This is a genomic window from Bacillus sp. FJAT-45037, from assembly GCF_002797325.1.
Classification (GTDB): Bacteria; Bacillota; Bacilli; order Bacillales; family Bacillaceae_D; genus Alkalihalophilus.
In genome coordinates, this window is record NZ_KZ454938.1 from 1,847,874 (window position 1) to 1,863,255 (window position 15,382).

A 15,382-nucleotide genomic window follows, 5' to 3' on the forward strand; every position below is an offset into this window, starting at 1 on the left:
TTTCATGTATTCCGCTAAAATAAAAACCATCCTACTAGCAACGATGGCCACCTTCTTAGCAGGTTCCTTAATGGTTTTTCCAAAAGAATCATTTGAAGCATCCATACGAGGGATGACGATGTGGTGGGAGGTCGTCTTTCCTTCCTTACTGCCATTTTTTATTGTGTCCGAACTTCTGATTGGCTTTGGCGTCGTTACCTTCATTGGTGCCATCTTAGAACCTTTGATGCGCCCGCTCTTTCGCGTCCCTGGTGTCGGTGGGTTTGTGTGGGCAATGGGGCTTGCTTCTGGAAATCCAGCGGGAGCCAAGTTTACCGCTCGTTTACGCCAAGATGGCAGTGTCACACAAATCGAGGCCGAACGCCTTGTCGCTTTCACCAATTCTTCCAACCCACTTTTTATCTTTGGAGCCATCGCTGTTGGCTTCTTTCATAATCCTGCGTTAGGAATTGTCTTAGCTTTAGCTCACTACTTAGGTAACCTTTGTGTTGGATTACTTTTTCGTTTTCATGGACGAGAAGAGGAAGCACTCGAATCTACTGAGATAAAAAAAAGAATTTCTGTTCGAGAAGCTTTACGTATGCTCCATCATGAACGATTAAAAGATGGTCGACCGATCGGTAAACTACTAGGTGATGCTGTCCAATCATCGGTCAAAACATTATTAATGATTGGCGGGTTTATTATTTTATTTTCTGTTTTAAATCAATTACTCCTGTTAATTGGTCTAACAACCATTCTTGCTGGACTTATTTCAATCCTATTAACGCTCTTTAAGTTACCGAGTGATTTAAGCATTCCGTTTATCTCAGGAATTTTTGAAATCACTCTTGGTGCAAAACGAACAAGCGAAGCAACAAATGTGACTCTACTTGATCAAGTCATTATTACGAGCTTTTTTCTTGCTTTTAGCGGCTTCTCTATTCAAGCCCAAGTCGCAAGCATCCTCGCTGAAACAGATATTCGATTTAGACCATTCTTTATTGCCCGCCTAATGCATGGATTCTTTGCAGCAGTGATTGCCTTATTACTCTTTGAACCATTATATGTCAATCAACAATCTGGAGGCGAATGGGGCGTGATTCCTGTTTTTTTAAAAGAACAAACGGCAACGACTTTTCATCCCTTATGGCAATGGATCACGCAATACGGTTCACTGTTCACCTTAGTGATGCTGATCATTTTTATTTTTCTCTTCACAAAAAGAAGTTTACGTAATTCTCTATAGTAAAGAGACCTAGTTTCAGTGCTGAAACTAGGTCTCAATCTTTATTGCTCCTTAAACTTTTTCTTTAAGGCCTCCGCTACGATATCCGGTACAATATCACTCACATCCGCCTCATACTTAGCCACTTCTTTGACGATACTCGAGCTTAAATAAGAGTAATGGTTATTCGTCATCATGAAAAACGTTTCAATTTCAGGTCCTAGTTTTTTGTTAATCGAAGCAGCTTGCATCTCGTACTCAAAGTCTGAAACCGCACGTAAGCCACGAATAATTGTGTTGGCTTTTTTTTCATGCATGTAATTAATTAATAATCCATTAAATGAATCAATTACAACATTATCCAGATGCGAGGTTACTTGTTTTAATAGATCAACTCTCTCTTCTACTGAAAACATCGGTTGTTTGTTTCGATTATGTAGGACGGCAACAATGACTTGGTCGAAAACTTTCGCTCCGCGCGTAATAATATCTAAGTGCCCATAGGTTACAGGGTCAAAACTTCCTGGACAAACGGCTATACTCGCCATATCTTATTCATCCTCCCTTATTCATTTTACTATTTATTCGTGCTTAAATATTGATATTGTTGTATCTCCATATGTTTCTGCACGTACTTTTGCTAGATGACTGATGGTCTCCGGTAATGACACGGCTGCATCATGTTCAGCCACAATCATTCCATCACTTGTAAGCAAGTCATGATCTGCGATGATGCTAATTTCTGCAGTGAGTTTTTGTTTTGCATAAGGAGGATCAAGAAAAATGAGTGAAAAAGATAACTCTCGCTTAATTAATGCTTTCATCGCTCGATCTGAGTCATTCCTATAGACTTCTGCTTTCTCTTGAAATCCACAATGTGTTAAATTTGCTTTCACGGTACTAACGGCTTTCTTATCTTGATCGACAAAAACCACTTGATTGACACCTCGACTTAACGCCTCAATCCCAAGACCACCACTACCAGCATAAAGATCGAGTACTAGACCCCCATCAAAATACGGGCCAATCATATTAAAGATCGATTCTTTTACTTTATCTGTTGTTGGTCTTGTAGATGAACCAGGTACAGCCTTTAACGACAAGCCCTTTTTTTCACCAGATATCACTCTCATACATAACACCTATCTTTCTTCAGAACCATTATCCTCATCCTACCACAAATTGCCCGTATGACGCACTAGGACATCCTTCAATTCTTTTTTTAAAAGGGTGTATAATGTTGAATTTTTTTGTTCATAATGACAACTAGCGGCATTGATTCAATGTTGCAACAACCGCGGAGAAGGCTTACGTTTCCCCATAAGTTCTTCCTCCGGTTTCTCCTCTCCCATAGCCTCAGTCATACTTCGGTATGCAATAAGGCACCTCGTAAGGATATCTTACGAGGTTTTTTTCTGTCGACATCCATGAAAGAAGATGCTACATTTTGGTGAGTCCCACAAAAGGAGAGATCATCTATGATTCAACGTTTTATAGAGTTAGGCGAAGGATATTCCGATATTTACGAGCTTGTAGAGCTTATTCGTGTCAATCAAACACGTATTCACCGCTTGCTTCGTCTTGATACAACAATAGGCGGTAATGAACGTACGTCTTTAGCTGTTTGCTTAAATCCTGCAACACCAGGTAAATTGATGCCCATCTACATATGTAAAGAAGGAATTTCAAACCCTGACACCCTCAAAAATCAGCGCTATAACCTTTTTGAACAAATCGCTAATGAAGTGCCTGGTGTCACCATTCATCAACTCCATGTCAAAGATTCAAAGCAATTTGAAGAAACCGATCTTTACTATCAATATTTAATTGGGATCCTTAGGTTAAATCGTTACATTCCACCTCTCCAATAATAGATCTAAAAAAAACAGCAACTCTTATTGAGTCGCTGTTTTTTTTCTTTTCTGAAATCGTTTCATAAATAACCGTTCAGCTGGTGGAAGTACTTTAAATTTCACAATCGCCACATTAATCAACAGAACAATCGCACTGATTAAAAATAAACCCCGTACGCCTACATTTGCAATAATCCATCCGCCAATGATTGGTCCAATCATCGTTCCTAAGTACATCGCACTATTAGAAAATCCATACGTACGACTTTCCATCCCACTAGGAGCGTGGAGTCGAATTAAAGTATTGGCTGCAGGTAACAACCCACCTAGGCATAGTCCTACCATAAACCTCAGAGCAATTAATTGCCAGATCTCCGTTACAAAAGCCTGTGGAATGGTAAACACCGCGACCCCAAGCATGGAATAAATCAATACATGATGAGCGCCTTTTTTATCACTGACCTTTCCAAGTATTGGAGATGTAACCATATTCGCAAAGCCCATCACCGAAATCGCTAGCCCCGCAAAAAAGGCTACATGTTGACCTGGTGTTAACTCTGCGACAAACAGTGACAAGAGCGGATTGATGCCCATGACTGCCAATTGAATAAGGAAAATCACAACGTATATAGCTAAGACTGGTCGTTGTTTTGTTACCGTCAGGAATTCTTGTTTTGTACTTGATTTCTCTTGTTGATCTGCTGGAGTAAACGATTCCTTTACGAAAAATAACACGCCTAGAGCGGCAATGAAAATACAAAGCCCTGTTAAGAAGAAGACCATTTGATAACTAAATGCTTGGGCAAGCAACCCACCAATAAGCGGTCCACATATCGCTCCAGCTACCGTACCAGATTGCAAAACACCAAGCGCGTAGCCCACTTTCTCTTTTGGTGTATTCGTAGACAGAAGCCCAATCGAAGCTGGGATAAAACCTGAGATCACACCGTTTAGCAATCTTAAAATCAATAAAGAGATCGGACCTGTAGCAAAACCTGTTAATCCTATAATTAAAGCCATTCCAAATCCAGAACGCAAAATCATCATTTTTCTACCGTGTCTGTCTGCCATCCTCCCCCAAAAAGGTGAAAATAAAAAGGCGGTCAAAAAATTGGCTCCAAATATTACACCAGCCCACAAACTTAACGTCTCTGGGTTCGTCACACCTAATTCAATTAAGTACAAAGGGAGAAAAGGAATAATCATTGTCATCGCACTCATCACAATGAATTGACAGACTACTAGAATACGTAAATTTCGTTTCCATCCGTCCAAACGTATCACGTTCCCTTCTGTCCCCTTAATTATATATTTCGCTTTACGAATTATTCAACCTGACAGAGAACCAGCTTCACCTAATAAAAGGATGTATACCGTATAGCTATCTCAACTTCCCGCTTTTTTTCTCCGTATTTCAATCTCTTTTTATAAACAAATAAAAAACCAGGTATGTATACCTGGTTAGATTCCCATTTTGTAATCATATTCTTTTGCTTTATCTGGTTTTGTATTTTGAAACTCTGTTTTAATAAAAGGTCTCATTGACGGCTGGACATCACGAACAAAATGGAAAGAACGTAGCTTTTTTGTGACTTCTTCTACTTTATCTTGGTCACAATAGAAAATGACATATTTCATTTTCTTTGATACATACTGCACATTTCCAAAACGTCTCAGTTGCCTAGCAAACTTTAAGGAAGTCAGCCACACAGCGATTCCTTGACGATTCCCGTTCATCATATCTCGTTACCCCTTTTTTTTCATCTCTAATTAGTCTAGCATGCTCCTACTTCTAGAGCAACTTCCTTACGATACAATGTCTCTATGATTGCTAAAGAGTCCATCAAACTATTCGCTTCTCCGCAACAACTATTATACAATACTTATACAAAAAGTAAACGGAGTGATTCATTTATGAATGAAGATGTTATCGTAGTCGGTGGAGGCTTTGGTGGACTAACTACGGCCGCCCTTCTCACAAAAGCCGGTTACCACGTTACCGTTTTAGAAGCCTCTAAGGAATGGGGAGGTTGCGCTGGGAAGTTTCAACATAATGGATTCACCTTCCCTGTAGGAGCAACACTTGGGATGGGATTTGAAAAAGAAGGAATACATGCAAGAATTTTAAATCACCTTGGTCTATCTATTCACACAACCCTTTTAGAGCATGTCATGACCATAAATAAACCGCATCAGTCAGCCATTCACATCTACCGCGATCGTCAAATGTATTTACAAGAATTAAAACGTGCTTTTCCAATCCATGCAAGTTCCATAGAATCCTTTTATACAGAAGTTTGGGGTATTGCACAAGTTGTACAAAGTTTCATGAAATCTTTACCAGCTGTCCCCTTAACGCATCTTGCCGATAGTAAACCGCTTATTCAAGGTGCCTCGCTGCGCATGTTTAAAGTCCTGCCTTATTTAAATAAAACATTAAAACATCTTCTAAAGAAGCATCGATTACATCAAGCAACAGACTTTATTCATTTTATTGATGGGTTACTAATTGATAGTATGCAAACAACTAGTAAGCATTGTTCCGCATTGATCGGGTCAGTAGCATTGGATATATATCATCGTGGCGCTTATTATGTAGAAGGTGGACTTTATAAAGTCGCTGAAGCACTAGCCTCTTATTGTAATGAAAACGGTGGAGAAGCTCGATTAAACCGGAAAGTTGTAACGATCGAAAAGCATGGAAGTGAGTGGAAAGTAATTGATCGTCGCGGAGATGAACGAATCTGCAAGCATCTTGTATTGAATGTCCCACTCTCGTCTTTACCGTCTCTACTTGGGGACTCATATTCTAATTTATCATCAAAATTAAAGATAAAAGCACGTATTGATACATGGGCAGCTTTTTCGGTGTACGGGGTATTAAAAGAAGAACATATCGATCCGAGTGCTCCATTATTTCAACAAGTGATTCAATCTACTCATACACTCTCGGAAGCTGATCACCTTTTTATATCGTTGTCAAAGCGAAACGATCGATTTCGTGCACCTGCTGGGTATCGTACGTTTACAGCCTCCACTCATACCGAAGCGAGAAACTGGCAAGTTGAAGGAGCCTACGATACACTAAAAGAAAAACTATCGAAAAAAATGGAGACCGGATTGCAACTAGCCTTTCCAAACTATCAAGATGCATTGCACTCATCAATGCTTGGAGCACCTTTTGCTTGGGAGCGTTTTACAAGTCGGGCGGGTGGTATGGTTGGCGGCTTTCCGCAAACTTTAGATCATAGTTTATTTAATAGTCTTTCTCACCGTACACCTTTAACTAATCTATGGTTGACAGGAGATCATGTCTTTCCAGGAGCAAGCACACTTGGGGTTTCGGTTAGTGGATACCATGTTTTTCGCTCGATCACAAAGCACGCTATTCCGATCGATTAAAGGGGGACCGACTTTGGATCTCACTCACATCTGGACATTATTTATCCGTTTGATCGAATCCGACAAAAGGATTGAACAACTTTCAAGACGTACTTATAGTGGGTTTCCCTTTCTATACATTCAAACAAAGTATTCTAAGGATGAAATGGAATCCCTCTTACGTCAAGCAGCCTCTGCGGTTATGAAAGGAAAAAGATTACAAGCAGACATTGTTTATGTTAGAAAACAATCAGATGCTCTCGTGTACCGTATGCGTTTTTATGTTCCTAATGAAAAGCTCGTCTGCTGTGGGAGAGGGTGTAGAGATTGTATCCGTTACCGCTCCAGTATGTAAGTGATTTTTTTCCGTTTCAAATTTTTTGGACGTATATCGACACAATAAAGGAGGCAGAGTCAAAAGATGACTTTGCCTCCTTTATGTGACCAATGAAACTAGACTAGCTCATGATTTTCTTTCCTTAGTTTATCCGCAACTACATCCGCCACCTGATCCACAACCACCGCTACATGACATTTGGTCAAAATACGGGTTTCCCGTCGGCACTTTGATCGTTTTAGATACGGCGTGAGCAATCACTTCACTGACTTCATTTAGAAGCATCTCTAGTTCTCGTTCCGCCTTTTTAAATGTCGCCACACATTCATGTAAATCTAGCTCGCGCTTGACCTTGCGGATGTCTGTCGAAACAGTGTCGTAATCGGGATGATACCTTCCGAAGCGTTGAACTTCCTCATGTCGTTCTTTTATATAATTAAAACGACGTATTGTGTCTTGTGCACTCGCATCTTTTTCAAGTGACTTCTTTGCAAGAATATAATCTATATATACATCAGACTGCGTAATTGATTTCGCTAATTCTTCAGACTGATCCATTAATTCCATAGTTGACATCGTAAGAAGCATGATGACACCTCCTAGCTGATATTATATCATGTCTTCGATCGAAACTCATCCTCTAGAGATGATTCGCTATCTCGTTTTGATAGAAGTCTATTTCTGACCCTGAAACGTGATGAACGGAGGAGTAGGTAGAAAGTTCATTTAGCAAACGTTCTAACGCCAAATCTTTTTGCTTTGCCTCAATCATGACATCCAGTTGATCCACAGAGCCATCTATCATTTTTAAAAATTCAACAAATCTTTCTGTGTCGATATATTCCGCATGAGCTCGATCACCAGGGCCATCTTTTGGGCTTGATATATGCATCTTTACGGGAAGTGGGCTCTCTTTCCAAGTAGCAACGACACGATTCCATAATTCAGGTAAGTAAGAATCGTTCTGATGAACATCATAATGATGAAGATCAAACACAATCGGTATCCCTAACTTTTCTCCTAAATAAAGAGCATCTTCGATCGTATAATTTTTATCGTCATTCTCTAAAATCAGCATGTTTGAAAGAGCAGACGGAATATCTGAAAAGTTTTCAATAAAACGTTCTAGCCCCCCTTCTGTCCCTTCTTTTTTTCCACCAATATGAAGCACACAACGATGCACGGGATCAATATGTAATCCTTTTAGTAATTTATAATGGTACAACAGTTGCTGTAACGCCTGTTGCGTGACTTGCTTCGATTTAGAATTTAACACAACAAAATGATCAGGATGAAAATCGACTCTCATCTTATTTTCATTAATGAATTGACCCAATTCACCCAGTTCAGCGGCAATCGCTCGTTCGTATTTCCACCCCTCTGTTAAAGGGTGGTTCGCAAGCGGAACGAGACGTGATGATAACCGAAAAAAGGTCACGTCACTTGCTTTATTGTGTTTAACAAGTCGCAAACAATTCTTGATGTTTTCTTTCGCGATTCGTTCTAATTTTCGAATAGCTGCTTCAGGATGATCCAGTTCAGTAAATTGCTTCACGGTCATCGTCTTAGATGGTGATGCATTGACTAGCTGCTGACTCATCGCTACATAGCCAAATCGTATTCGCATCGAGCCTGTTTTAGCTAGCATTGACATCCAATCCCCTTCCCATTATAATTCTTTCGACTACCAATACGCCCAAAAGAAAAGGTGAACGCATCGTGAATTTTGTAACATTTAACCCATTCCGCACCATCGGTATTCCAGGTATTAAATACGTAAAGCCTGAGCATATGTTTGAAGATCGTGAAAAGATTGATCATGCCGATGTTTGTCTTTTCCCTGAGAACTGGCAAGTAAATGCTCTTGTACATGGTATGAAAAAAACCATCTTTCCTAGCATCCAATCTATTCAACTTGGTCACAATAAAATAGAGGTTACTCGCGCCCTTTGGAGTGTCTGTAAGGAGCATGTTCCATACACCCAAATTTTAGGTCGAAGCGAAGAAAGCATTAAGAAAGTGTTAACAGACTTTTCCTTTCCTTTTGTCGCTAAAGAAATTCGTAGTTCGATGGGTAAAGGTGTTTTTCTAATTGAATCAGAAGAAGCTTTTAGAGAATACGCGGAAAACAATTCTACCTTTTACGTCCAAGAGTACTTAAAGATTGATCGCGATCTGCGTGTTTGTTTCGTAGGCGATGAAGTCATCGCTAGCTATTGGAGAATTAATGATCATAATAGCTTCCACAACAATGTGGCACAAGGTGGGAGAATCTCGTATGAAAACATTCCCCAAGAAGCGATTGACCTCGTTTGTCAAACGGCTCGCTCACTAGGCATTGATCATGCTGGCTTTGACCTTGTCTATGCGAACGATCAATTTTACTTTTTAGAATTCAACACACTCTTTGGCAACCAAGGCTTTCAAGCTCTAGGCGTGTCTGTTGAACAAAAAATTTATCAATATTTACAAGAGAAATCTAAGGAATCGTCACGTTAAAGACGTCTTCACTATCATATGAACTGCGATCATTCTTTACTAGTTCTACTTTGATTGTATGCTCACCACTAGCTAATCCTTCAATAACAAAACTTGGTTGAAATAAAGTGTCTATATGTTGGTCGTTGAGATAAAGTCGGTAATGCCCTTCCCCTTCATGGTGAGTTGCTCCGGCTTTTTCTTGTTTCAATTCTACCCCTCGAATCAAACAGTCAACATACACATCCTTCCCATTCACGAGAAACACAGTCTTGATAGCTGGATCTTGTTCTCCTGCGAGTACACCGATTGGCAACTGCCGGTATAAAGGCTTAATCATCACCTCTTGATTTTTTTCACTTGCTACCACTGTGACTGGCAACAGATAAAGACCTACAAGAAAAACTACTAGCAATACTTGCTTGATCCTCCTCATTCTACACCTCCAACTTCCAAGTTGATTATCTTTAGTTTGCAAGATTTCTCCAATTTTATGTACAGATTTAATAATTGTCTGCTTTTATCACAAAAAGCACATTGACCGCATTACTGCAGCGGCCCCTGTGCTTGAGCGACAGTTTGTTGACCCATTTTCAACATCTCAATCATCATCATAGCGAGCCCAAGTTGATTTTGCATTTTTTCTACACGTTGAGGAATCGTTTTTCCATAAAAATAATTCGCTTCTTTCTCCATCTCTGGAACGAGACTAGGATCCCTGCCTAATTTACGATACCAAGCAGGGTGCTGACGGATATACTGTCTTAACTCTGGCTTTTCATTTAATAATTGCTGTACTTCCAATCGCATGACTCATCCTCCTACTGTTTAGTCTCGACGAAACGAGAACGGATGATCCGAATTCGGTCTTGATTTTGGCGTTGTTGGTTGTTGAAAGGTTTGCATGACATTTTGAACATTCGAGAGAACCGAACTAAATTGGGCAAGGTGATTCTGCAAATCTTGAACGTTAAAACGCTTCATCATGTTCATCACTTGACCTAACGTATCTGTTGCCTCCTCGTTATTGGTATGATTTTTTGCACCTTGACTTGCACCTGTTGCCCCTTCACTCGGTGATGTTTGTTCTTTTTGGACACGGTATGCCTGCCATTGTTCATGCTGAGCGCCTAAGATCGACCACTCTTCATAAAATTGCTGAAGTGTTTTTTGTTCCGATTTAATCTCTTCAATGATTAATGAGTGTTCGCGAACAAATTGTTTAAATTGCTCAACGGAGGGATGTGCATTTTGATGCTTATCCATCCTCATCTGCCTCCTTCTCTCTGATAATGCCGTTAATTAATCATCCTTCCCTACTATCCTATCCATTAGCCTAGTCCGGTGTGCAATGATTTTTATTGCGTAATTGAATTTTTTTTTGCTACAATGAGGAATGCCAAATGACGCATACTGGAGGAAACTTATGACCACTACATCGAAAAAAAGAATGACTGAAACATTTCAGGAGCTACTAAATAATGCAAATGATGAAGAACTACATGTACTAGAGTCTATGTTAAAAGGGCTTCATGACAAGCAACAGGGTCGATATGCAACATATCTTTCTGCCTTAACTCAGATCAAAACAAAATTTTTAGACAATGACGATTACGAAGTTCTTCTTCCCATTCAACCACTCATTAATAACCCTCTTCAAATGGTTCATGGAGGGATCACTGCAACGCTTCTTGATACAGCAATGGGCTCGATGATCAATAGACGTCTACCCGAAGACCAAGCAGCCGTTACAGCAGAGATGAACGTTCACTACATTAAGCCAGGTGTAGGACAAGCATTACGCTGCGTGGCTCATCTCTCACATAAAGGGAATAGTCTATGCGTAGCAGAAGCGAAAGTGTACGATGACAGAGAGAAATTAATGGCGATGGCCACTGCAACATTCGCTATCATCAAACGTCCGACAAAATAAAAAAGATCGGTGGACTGAGTAGTTGCGCAGCCCCCGATCTTTTTCTTTTAAAAAAAGAAGGGTGTCATAAAGTTCTGAGTATAATAATCCCGGTACACCCCAACACCTAACTCTGTAAACTCTTCATGTAATACGTTCACACGATGCCCTTCACTATTCAACCAACCCTCAACTGATGCGAGACCATCTACATACTTAGCCGCGATATTTTCACCAGCTAAACGATACTTAACATCTCTCCGATCTAAGCGATCAGATAACTCTCCATACGTTGGTGATGTATGAGAGAAATAACTTTCTTGCTCCATATCAAGACTGTGCAAATAAGCGACACTTGATACAGGTTCGTTCCATACTAGTGACTCAAGCCCATGTCGCTCTCGCAAAACATTCGTAAATGTGAAAATTTGCTTCGCTTGTCCTTTTTCAACCATTTCCCATTCTGAATCTGACAATGACTCTACTTCTGGCAAGCTCCCTCTGTATGAAAGAGAATACGGTCGTTGCTTCATAAGTGTTTCATCATCTAAAAAGCGAATACTTGAAAGTTGATTTGTGTGAACATCAAAGTAGAGCTGTGCCCATGCTTCATCAATTTTAACTAATGGGCGCATCGCTAAATCACCTGCGGTTAATTCATAGTTATATTGCCCGCGTTCAACTTTCACTTCTACTTGTGGTTTAATATCGAATATTTCATTCATTGCTTGGTAAGTCTGTCCAAAATACGTGTCTTCTTTCGTCAAATCGGCTGAGGTCGTAAACGTTGTAACGACTACACCTTCGTCTATTCCAATTAATATATAATACGAACCTTTTTCATACACCCACCATTCATACCCATACGGTGAGGGATCTATGCGACTTGGCTCCCCGTAATTCTCTTTAATTAATGCTTTATTTGCCCCTATGGTGAGTGCGGTTGGATACGGCCCGTCTTCTGTGCTTTCAAGCTCTTCAGTCGGTGTAGGCGCCGGCTCTACTGACTCCATACGTTGGTTCTCCTCTAACTCTTCTGACTCTATTTCATTATATACAATGAGACCTTCCTCTCCTTGAAACCATGTCTTTATTTCGTCATTAAATATATATTCAAATAGAGATACACACAAAAATAACACTATGATGCTACTTATTACGAGCTTTGTTTTCATAAGCATCCACTCCTCACATCTCATACTAAGTTAAGTTCGAATCAAGACCTGTCTTTTCCTCTCTCTAATTATGTAAGCTTCTGTCTACTTAATGACTAGTATTGTCGAGTTCAATCAAACAAGCTCTTGCCAAGATACCCGATTCAGATGTCCATAAAACATTCATCAATACACATTGCAACAAAAGCCTTTTCATACTATCATTAGGAAGGTATAGTAAAGATGTAGTTGAAATGAGGAGGGTTCCTAGTGAGATTTGATGAAATGAACATCGCAGATAAAGAAATGAAATTTGAAAACTTACGCCATGCAGCTGAATCTGTTGGATTGATCCATGCTGGCCAGTGGGACTACGAACGCGTAACCTTTGATTACAAAATTGTTAATCAAGGCGACATCTATTATTTACGTGTCCCTGCATATGCTATTGAAGGTGACATCCCTAAAGATGATGCGATTGTAAAACTAATGACTCCGATTTTAGGTAAGCATTACTATCCACACGGTGTAGAGTATGAGGGAGAAACATTCCCTAAAACAATCGTAGACAAGTGCAAAAAGAAACTTGAACTACTACAAAAGAATCTAGAAGCAAAATAAAAAAGGATAGCCAGCCGGCTATTCTTTTTTTTCACTCATGTTTCGAATCGTAATAATTTTTATTGAACCTTCATCATACCTTGTTAACTCAAAGCGAACGTCACGTTCAATTTCTTGCGATACTCCTCGTTCAGTTAACAACACTTTTTCTGCAGTATCGACAAATAATTCTCCACTTTCATTTTCATACACAGTATCTACTTCAAATGAGAGCAATTCTTTTGATTGTCCCTCACCTGGAGCATCTGTGATATACCTTCTTAATGAATGATAGAAGCTATTATTTGTGATTAAATATGGTTCCAATGCGTTGAAATTTCCAGAATCAAATGCGTCAACCATTTTCTCTTTATAGTCAGTGACAAATTCACTTGCCATTTCTGAACGTTCATCTGTGACAACCTTTAATTCTTGATCATTCGATTGACAACTAGCCAAAAGAATTGTTACTACAAACAAACTAATCGCTAACCAGTAACTTTTTTTCATTTATTCTCACCTTCATATCAAAGTACTCTTTCTTCCTTGTAAAGTACATTATAACATAGACTATAATAAGAAAATTTTTACCGGCTAGAAGGATTTGTGAACAAACTAAAAGAATTAGTCGTATACACTTGTTCATGTTTTCCTGTTCGTACTATAATGTAGATAGCTTTTATGTAGTAGAGAGGGGTTTCAAATTGGCAGCTTTCTTCACTAGACGCACAATATGGATATTAATATCTCTGTTTTTACTTATTGTTGCTTCATATTTTATTTTACCGGTATCACTTCCATTAATGGTCGCACTGATCACAGCGTTAGTTTTAACACCTGCTGTTAATGCCCTGCAAAAAAAGACCAGCATCAAGCGAAATGTAGCTGTCATGCTCGTTTTTACTGTGTTCGTCGTTTTTATTGGTCTAACAGGTTATTACCTTGTCACCAAAGTCATCACACAAGGTACACAGATTGTCGAAAATAGCCCTCAATATATTAGTGACATTAATCGAGCTTGGCTTAATTTCCAGAGAAACTTAGAAGAAAAGTATGAGAATCTCCCTCCCGAACTCGTCTATGAAATTAATGTTACTGTTACCAATACGTTGAGCGACCTTCGCTCAAACATTAGTGATCGCAACTTAATTCAAGATATTACATCGGTTATCTCAAGTATACCAGGCTATCTCGTCACCTTCTTAGTGTACTTAATTGCCTTATTCTTATTTATGCTTGAACTGCCAAGATTGAAAGAAAAGATTTATAGCTACCTTTCTGAGCGTACAAAAGAAAAAGTAAACTTTATGACGTCTCGACTTTCGTACGTCATTTGGGGATTTTTTAAAGCTCAGTTCTTAGTTAGTATCATTATTTTCTTCGTTACACTTATTGGCTTATTATTTATCGCACCAGAAGTTGCACTATTGATGGCTTTCATTATTTGGCTGATCGACTTCGTACCGATTATTGGATCTATTGTCATTCTAGCGCCATGGGCCATTTTTCAATTAATTGTTGGTGATGTAAGCACAGGTTCTAAGTTACTCATACTAGCAGCGATTCTCCTAATTATAAGAAGAACCGTTGAACCAAAAGTTATGGGGAAACATATTGGCCTTTCACCGCTAGCTACGTTAATTGCAATGTATCTAGGTTTAATGCTCTTCGGTGTCATCGGCTTTATCGTCGGTCCTCTTCTTGTGATTGCTTTTACATCTGCAAAAGAAGCGGGCATTATTAAGCTCAACTTCAAACTATAAAAAAAAGCATCATGCTTCGCATGATGCTTTTTTTTACTTTTTCTAATAGTATGGTGAGATCATAAGATAAACTAGAACACCCGTTAAACTAACATATAACCAAATAGGCATCGTCCATCGTGCAATTTTACGGTGTCGTTCATTTTCCATATTCCAAGCACGTGCAACCGATGTGAGTGCTAGTGGTACGATGATCGCCGCTAAGACAATATGAGTAATTAATATAAAGTAGTATAATCCAGCCATAAAGCCAGTTCCACCGTATGGTGTAGAAGCTGATAAGAAATGATGACCCACATAGGTCACTAAAAATAGCGTTGTCATAATAAATGCGGCATAAATAAACCGACGATGAACTTTAACATTTTTCTTCAAAATCGCAATAAGCGCTGCGAGTAAGAATAAGAATGTAAAGCTATTAAAAATGGCATTCATCATTGGTAAAATTTTAACGTCAAAGGCATTAAAATTGTCATAACCAGGCAAACCTGATAATAGGACAACTAGCCCGTTAATCACAATCGTTACAATTATAATAAAAGGCTTATAATTTCGCTTTTTAAATGTTGGGTTATTTACAGTTTGGTCTTGTTGGTTCAATGGATGAACTCCTCTCTTTTGAACTAAGGTTCTTTGTATAGTATACAATAAAAGACAAACCTTTTCTTAACTTGTAATGTCACAATCTCATGAACAA

20 protein-coding genes are annotated in these 15,382 nt (G+C 39.1%); 8 read left to right on the forward strand and 12 right to left on the reverse strand.

The features are described 5' to 3' along the window. The first annotated feature begins 4 nt into the window (after positions 1-4). The gene (gene ylbJ / locus CDZ88_RS09425) at positions 5-1,228 is read left to right on the forward strand and encodes a sporulation integral membrane protein YlbJ (protein WP_100373313.1); all 1,224 of its coding nucleotides are present in this window, start codon (positions 5-7) and stop codon (positions 1,226-1,228) included. A 41-nt stretch (positions 1,229-1,269) separates the two neighbouring features. Here ylbJ and coaD read toward each other — a convergent pair whose 3' ends face one another. Beyond that, entirely contained in the window at positions 1,270-1,755 is a 486-nt protein-coding gene (gene coaD, locus CDZ88_RS09430) for a pantetheine-phosphate adenylyltransferase (protein WP_100373314.1), read from the reverse strand. Between the two features lie 33 nt (positions 1,756-1,788). Then, complete coding sequence (gene rsmD / locus CDZ88_RS09435) at positions 1,789-2,340, reverse strand: 16S rRNA (guanine(966)-N(2))-methyltransferase RsmD (RefSeq protein ID WP_100373315.1); 552 nt, start codon at positions 2,338-2,340, stop codon at positions 1,789-1,791. A 345-nt stretch (positions 2,341-2,685) separates the two neighbouring features. Between rsmD and CDZ88_RS09440 the strand changes: the two genes are divergently transcribed. Continuing rightward, positions 2,686-3,078: a DUF7147 family protein gene (locus tag CDZ88_RS09440; RefSeq protein WP_100373316.1), complete on the forward strand. Its 393-nt coding sequence runs from the start codon at positions 2,686-2,688 to the stop codon at positions 3,076-3,078. Between the two features lie 24 nt (positions 3,079-3,102). Here CDZ88_RS09440 and CDZ88_RS09445 read toward each other — a convergent pair whose 3' ends face one another. Beyond that, entirely contained in the window at positions 3,103-4,335 is a 1,233-nt protein-coding gene (locus tag CDZ88_RS09445; protein ID WP_100374651.1) for an MFS transporter, read from the reverse strand. A gap of 186 nt (positions 4,336-4,521) precedes the next feature. Then, the gene (locus CDZ88_RS09450) at positions 4,522-4,800 is read right to left on the reverse strand and encodes a YlbG family protein (RefSeq protein ID WP_198507840.1); all 279 of its coding nucleotides are present in this window, start codon (positions 4,798-4,800) and stop codon (positions 4,522-4,524) included. A 174-nt stretch (positions 4,801-4,974) separates the two neighbouring features. On the opposite strand from CDZ88_RS09450, the gene CDZ88_RS09455 reads away from it, so the two are divergent. Both CDZ88_RS09455 and CDZ88_RS09460 read left to right on the forward strand, forming a co-directional pair. Beyond that, on the forward strand, positions 4,975-6,462 hold the full coding sequence (locus tag CDZ88_RS09455) for an FAD-dependent oxidoreductase (protein WP_100373317.1): 1,488 nt from the start codon (positions 4,975-4,977) through the stop codon (positions 6,460-6,462). Between the two features lie 13 nt (positions 6,463-6,475). Further along, on the forward strand, positions 6,476-6,796 hold the full coding sequence (locus CDZ88_RS09460) for a hypothetical protein (protein WP_100373318.1): 321 nt from the start codon (positions 6,476-6,478) through the stop codon (positions 6,794-6,796). Between the two features lie 129 nt (positions 6,797-6,925). On the opposite strand, the gene CDZ88_RS09465 is transcribed toward CDZ88_RS09460, so the two are convergent. Next, positions 6,926-7,366 carry a YlbF/YmcA family competence regulator gene (locus tag CDZ88_RS09465; protein WP_157796520.1) on the reverse strand — a complete coding sequence of 147 codons (441 nt, stop codon included), beginning with the start codon at positions 7,364-7,366 and terminating at the stop codon, positions 6,926-6,928. A 52-nt stretch (positions 7,367-7,418) separates the two neighbouring features. Beyond that, positions 7,419-8,405 carry a UV DNA damage repair endonuclease UvsE gene (gene uvsE / locus CDZ88_RS09470; protein WP_100374653.1) on the reverse strand — a complete coding sequence of 329 codons (987 nt, stop codon included), beginning with the start codon at positions 8,403-8,405 and terminating at the stop codon, positions 7,419-7,421. 92 nt (positions 8,406-8,497) lie between these two features. On the opposite strand from uvsE, the gene CDZ88_RS09475 reads away from it, so the two are divergent. Further along, positions 8,498-9,277 (forward strand): ATP-grasp domain-containing protein, encoded by a 780-nt coding sequence (locus CDZ88_RS09475; protein ID WP_100373320.1) that lies wholly within the window; start codon positions 8,498-8,500, stop codon positions 9,275-9,277. Here the strand turns inward: CDZ88_RS09475 and CDZ88_RS09480 are convergent. The 3 genes from CDZ88_RS09480 to CDZ88_RS09490 all read right to left on the reverse strand — a co-directional run bounded on the left by CDZ88_RS09480 (position 9,258) and on the right by CDZ88_RS09490 (position 10,522). Beyond that, positions 9,258-9,692 (reverse strand): hypothetical protein, encoded by a 435-nt coding sequence (locus tag CDZ88_RS09480; RefSeq protein WP_100373321.1) that lies wholly within the window; start codon positions 9,690-9,692, stop codon positions 9,258-9,260. The genes CDZ88_RS09475 and CDZ88_RS09480 overlap by 20 nt on opposite strands. Positions 9,693-9,802: 110 nt before the next feature. Further along, the gene (locus CDZ88_RS09485) at positions 9,803-10,066 is read right to left on the reverse strand and encodes a YlbE-like family protein (protein ID WP_100373322.1); all 264 of its coding nucleotides are present in this window, start codon (positions 10,064-10,066) and stop codon (positions 9,803-9,805) included. A gap of 18 nt (positions 10,067-10,084) precedes the next feature. Beyond that, positions 10,085-10,522, reverse strand: a complete 438-nt coding sequence (locus tag CDZ88_RS09490; protein WP_100373323.1) for a YlbD family protein — start codon at positions 10,520-10,522, stop codon at positions 10,085-10,087. Positions 10,523-10,682: 160 nt separating this feature from the next. On the opposite strand from CDZ88_RS09490, the gene CDZ88_RS09495 reads away from it, so the two are divergent. Beyond that, positions 10,683-11,189, forward strand: a complete 507-nt coding sequence (locus tag CDZ88_RS09495) for a PaaI family thioesterase (RefSeq protein ID WP_100373324.1) — start codon at positions 10,683-10,685, stop codon at positions 11,187-11,189. Positions 11,190-11,236: 47 nt separating this feature from the next. On the opposite strand, the gene CDZ88_RS09500 is transcribed toward CDZ88_RS09495, so the two are convergent. Then, complete coding sequence (locus CDZ88_RS09500; RefSeq protein WP_198507841.1) at positions 11,237-12,343, reverse strand: CAP domain-containing protein; 1,107 nt, start codon at positions 12,341-12,343, stop codon at positions 11,237-11,239. A gap of 249 nt (positions 12,344-12,592) precedes the next feature. On the opposite strand from CDZ88_RS09500, the gene CDZ88_RS09505 reads away from it, so the two are divergent. Then, positions 12,593-12,943, forward strand: a complete 351-nt coding sequence (locus CDZ88_RS09505; RefSeq protein WP_100373326.1) for a YugN family protein — start codon at positions 12,593-12,595, stop codon at positions 12,941-12,943. Positions 12,944-12,961: 18 nt separating this feature from the next. Here the strand turns inward: CDZ88_RS09505 and CDZ88_RS09510 are convergent, their stop codons facing one another. Next, positions 12,962-13,432, reverse strand: coding sequence for a TcaA NTF2-like domain-containing protein (locus CDZ88_RS09510; RefSeq protein ID WP_100373327.1), 471 nt, complete (start codon positions 13,430-13,432; stop codon positions 12,962-12,964). Positions 13,433-13,626: 194 nt separating this feature from the next. On the opposite strand from CDZ88_RS09510, the gene ytvI reads away from it, so the two are divergent. Further along, positions 13,627-14,685, forward strand: coding sequence for a sporulation integral membrane protein YtvI (gene ytvI / locus CDZ88_RS09515; RefSeq protein ID WP_100373328.1), 1,059 nt, complete (start codon positions 13,627-13,629; stop codon positions 14,683-14,685). A 42-nt stretch (positions 14,686-14,727) separates the two neighbouring features. On the opposite strand, the gene CDZ88_RS09520 is transcribed toward ytvI, so the two are convergent. Next, positions 14,728-15,285, reverse strand: a complete 558-nt coding sequence (locus CDZ88_RS09520) for a DUF420 domain-containing protein (RefSeq protein ID WP_100373329.1) — start codon at positions 15,283-15,285, stop codon at positions 14,728-14,730. Positions 15,286-15,382: the final 97 nt, after the last annotated feature.

Bases quoted from the DNA above. Each gene is read 5' to 3' on its own strand.
- ylbJ (WP_100373313.1), top strand. From the start codon at position 5: ATGTATTCCGCTAAAATAAAAACCATCCTACTAGCAACGATGGCCACC.
- coaD (WP_100373314.1), bottom strand. From the start codon at position 1,755: ATGGCGAGTATAGCCGTTTGTCCAGGAAGTTTTGACCCTGTAACCTAT.
- rsmD (WP_100373315.1), bottom strand. From the start codon at position 2,340: ATGAGAGTGATATCTGGTGAAAAAAAGGGCTTGTCGTTAAAGGCTGTA.
- CDZ88_RS09440 (WP_100373316.1), top strand. From the start codon at position 2,686: ATGATTCAACGTTTTATAGAGTTAGGCGAAGGATATTCCGATATTTAC.
- CDZ88_RS09450 (WP_198507840.1), bottom strand. From the start codon at position 4,800: ATGATGAACGGGAATCGTCAAGGAATCGCTGTGTGGCTGACTTCCTTA.
- CDZ88_RS09455 (WP_100373317.1), top strand. From the start codon at position 4,975: ATGAATGAAGATGTTATCGTAGTCGGTGGAGGCTTTGGTGGACTAACT.
- CDZ88_RS09465 (WP_157796520.1), bottom strand. From the start codon at position 7,366: ATGCTTCTTACGATGTCAACTATGGAATTAATGGATCAGTCTGAAGAA.
- uvsE (WP_100374653.1), bottom strand. From the start codon at position 8,405: ATGCGAATACGATTTGGCTATGTAGCGATGAGTCAGCAGCTAGTCAAT.
- CDZ88_RS09480 (WP_100373321.1), bottom strand. From the start codon at position 9,692: ATGAGGAGGATCAAGCAAGTATTGCTAGTAGTTTTTCTTGTAGGTCTT.
- CDZ88_RS09485 (WP_100373322.1), bottom strand. From the start codon at position 10,066: ATGCGATTGGAAGTACAGCAATTATTAAATGAAAAGCCAGAGTTAAGA.
- CDZ88_RS09490 (WP_100373323.1), bottom strand. From the start codon at position 10,522: ATGGATAAGCATCAAAATGCACATCCCTCCGTTGAGCAATTTAAACAA.
- CDZ88_RS09495 (WP_100373324.1), top strand. From the start codon at position 10,683: ATGACCACTACATCGAAAAAAAGAATGACTGAAACATTTCAGGAGCTA.
- CDZ88_RS09500 (WP_198507841.1), bottom strand. From the start codon at position 12,343: ATGAAAACAAAGCTCGTAATAAGTAGCATCATAGTGTTATTTTTGTGT.
- CDZ88_RS09510 (WP_100373327.1), bottom strand. From the start codon at position 13,432: ATGAAAAAAAGTTACTGGTTAGCGATTAGTTTGTTTGTAGTAACAATT.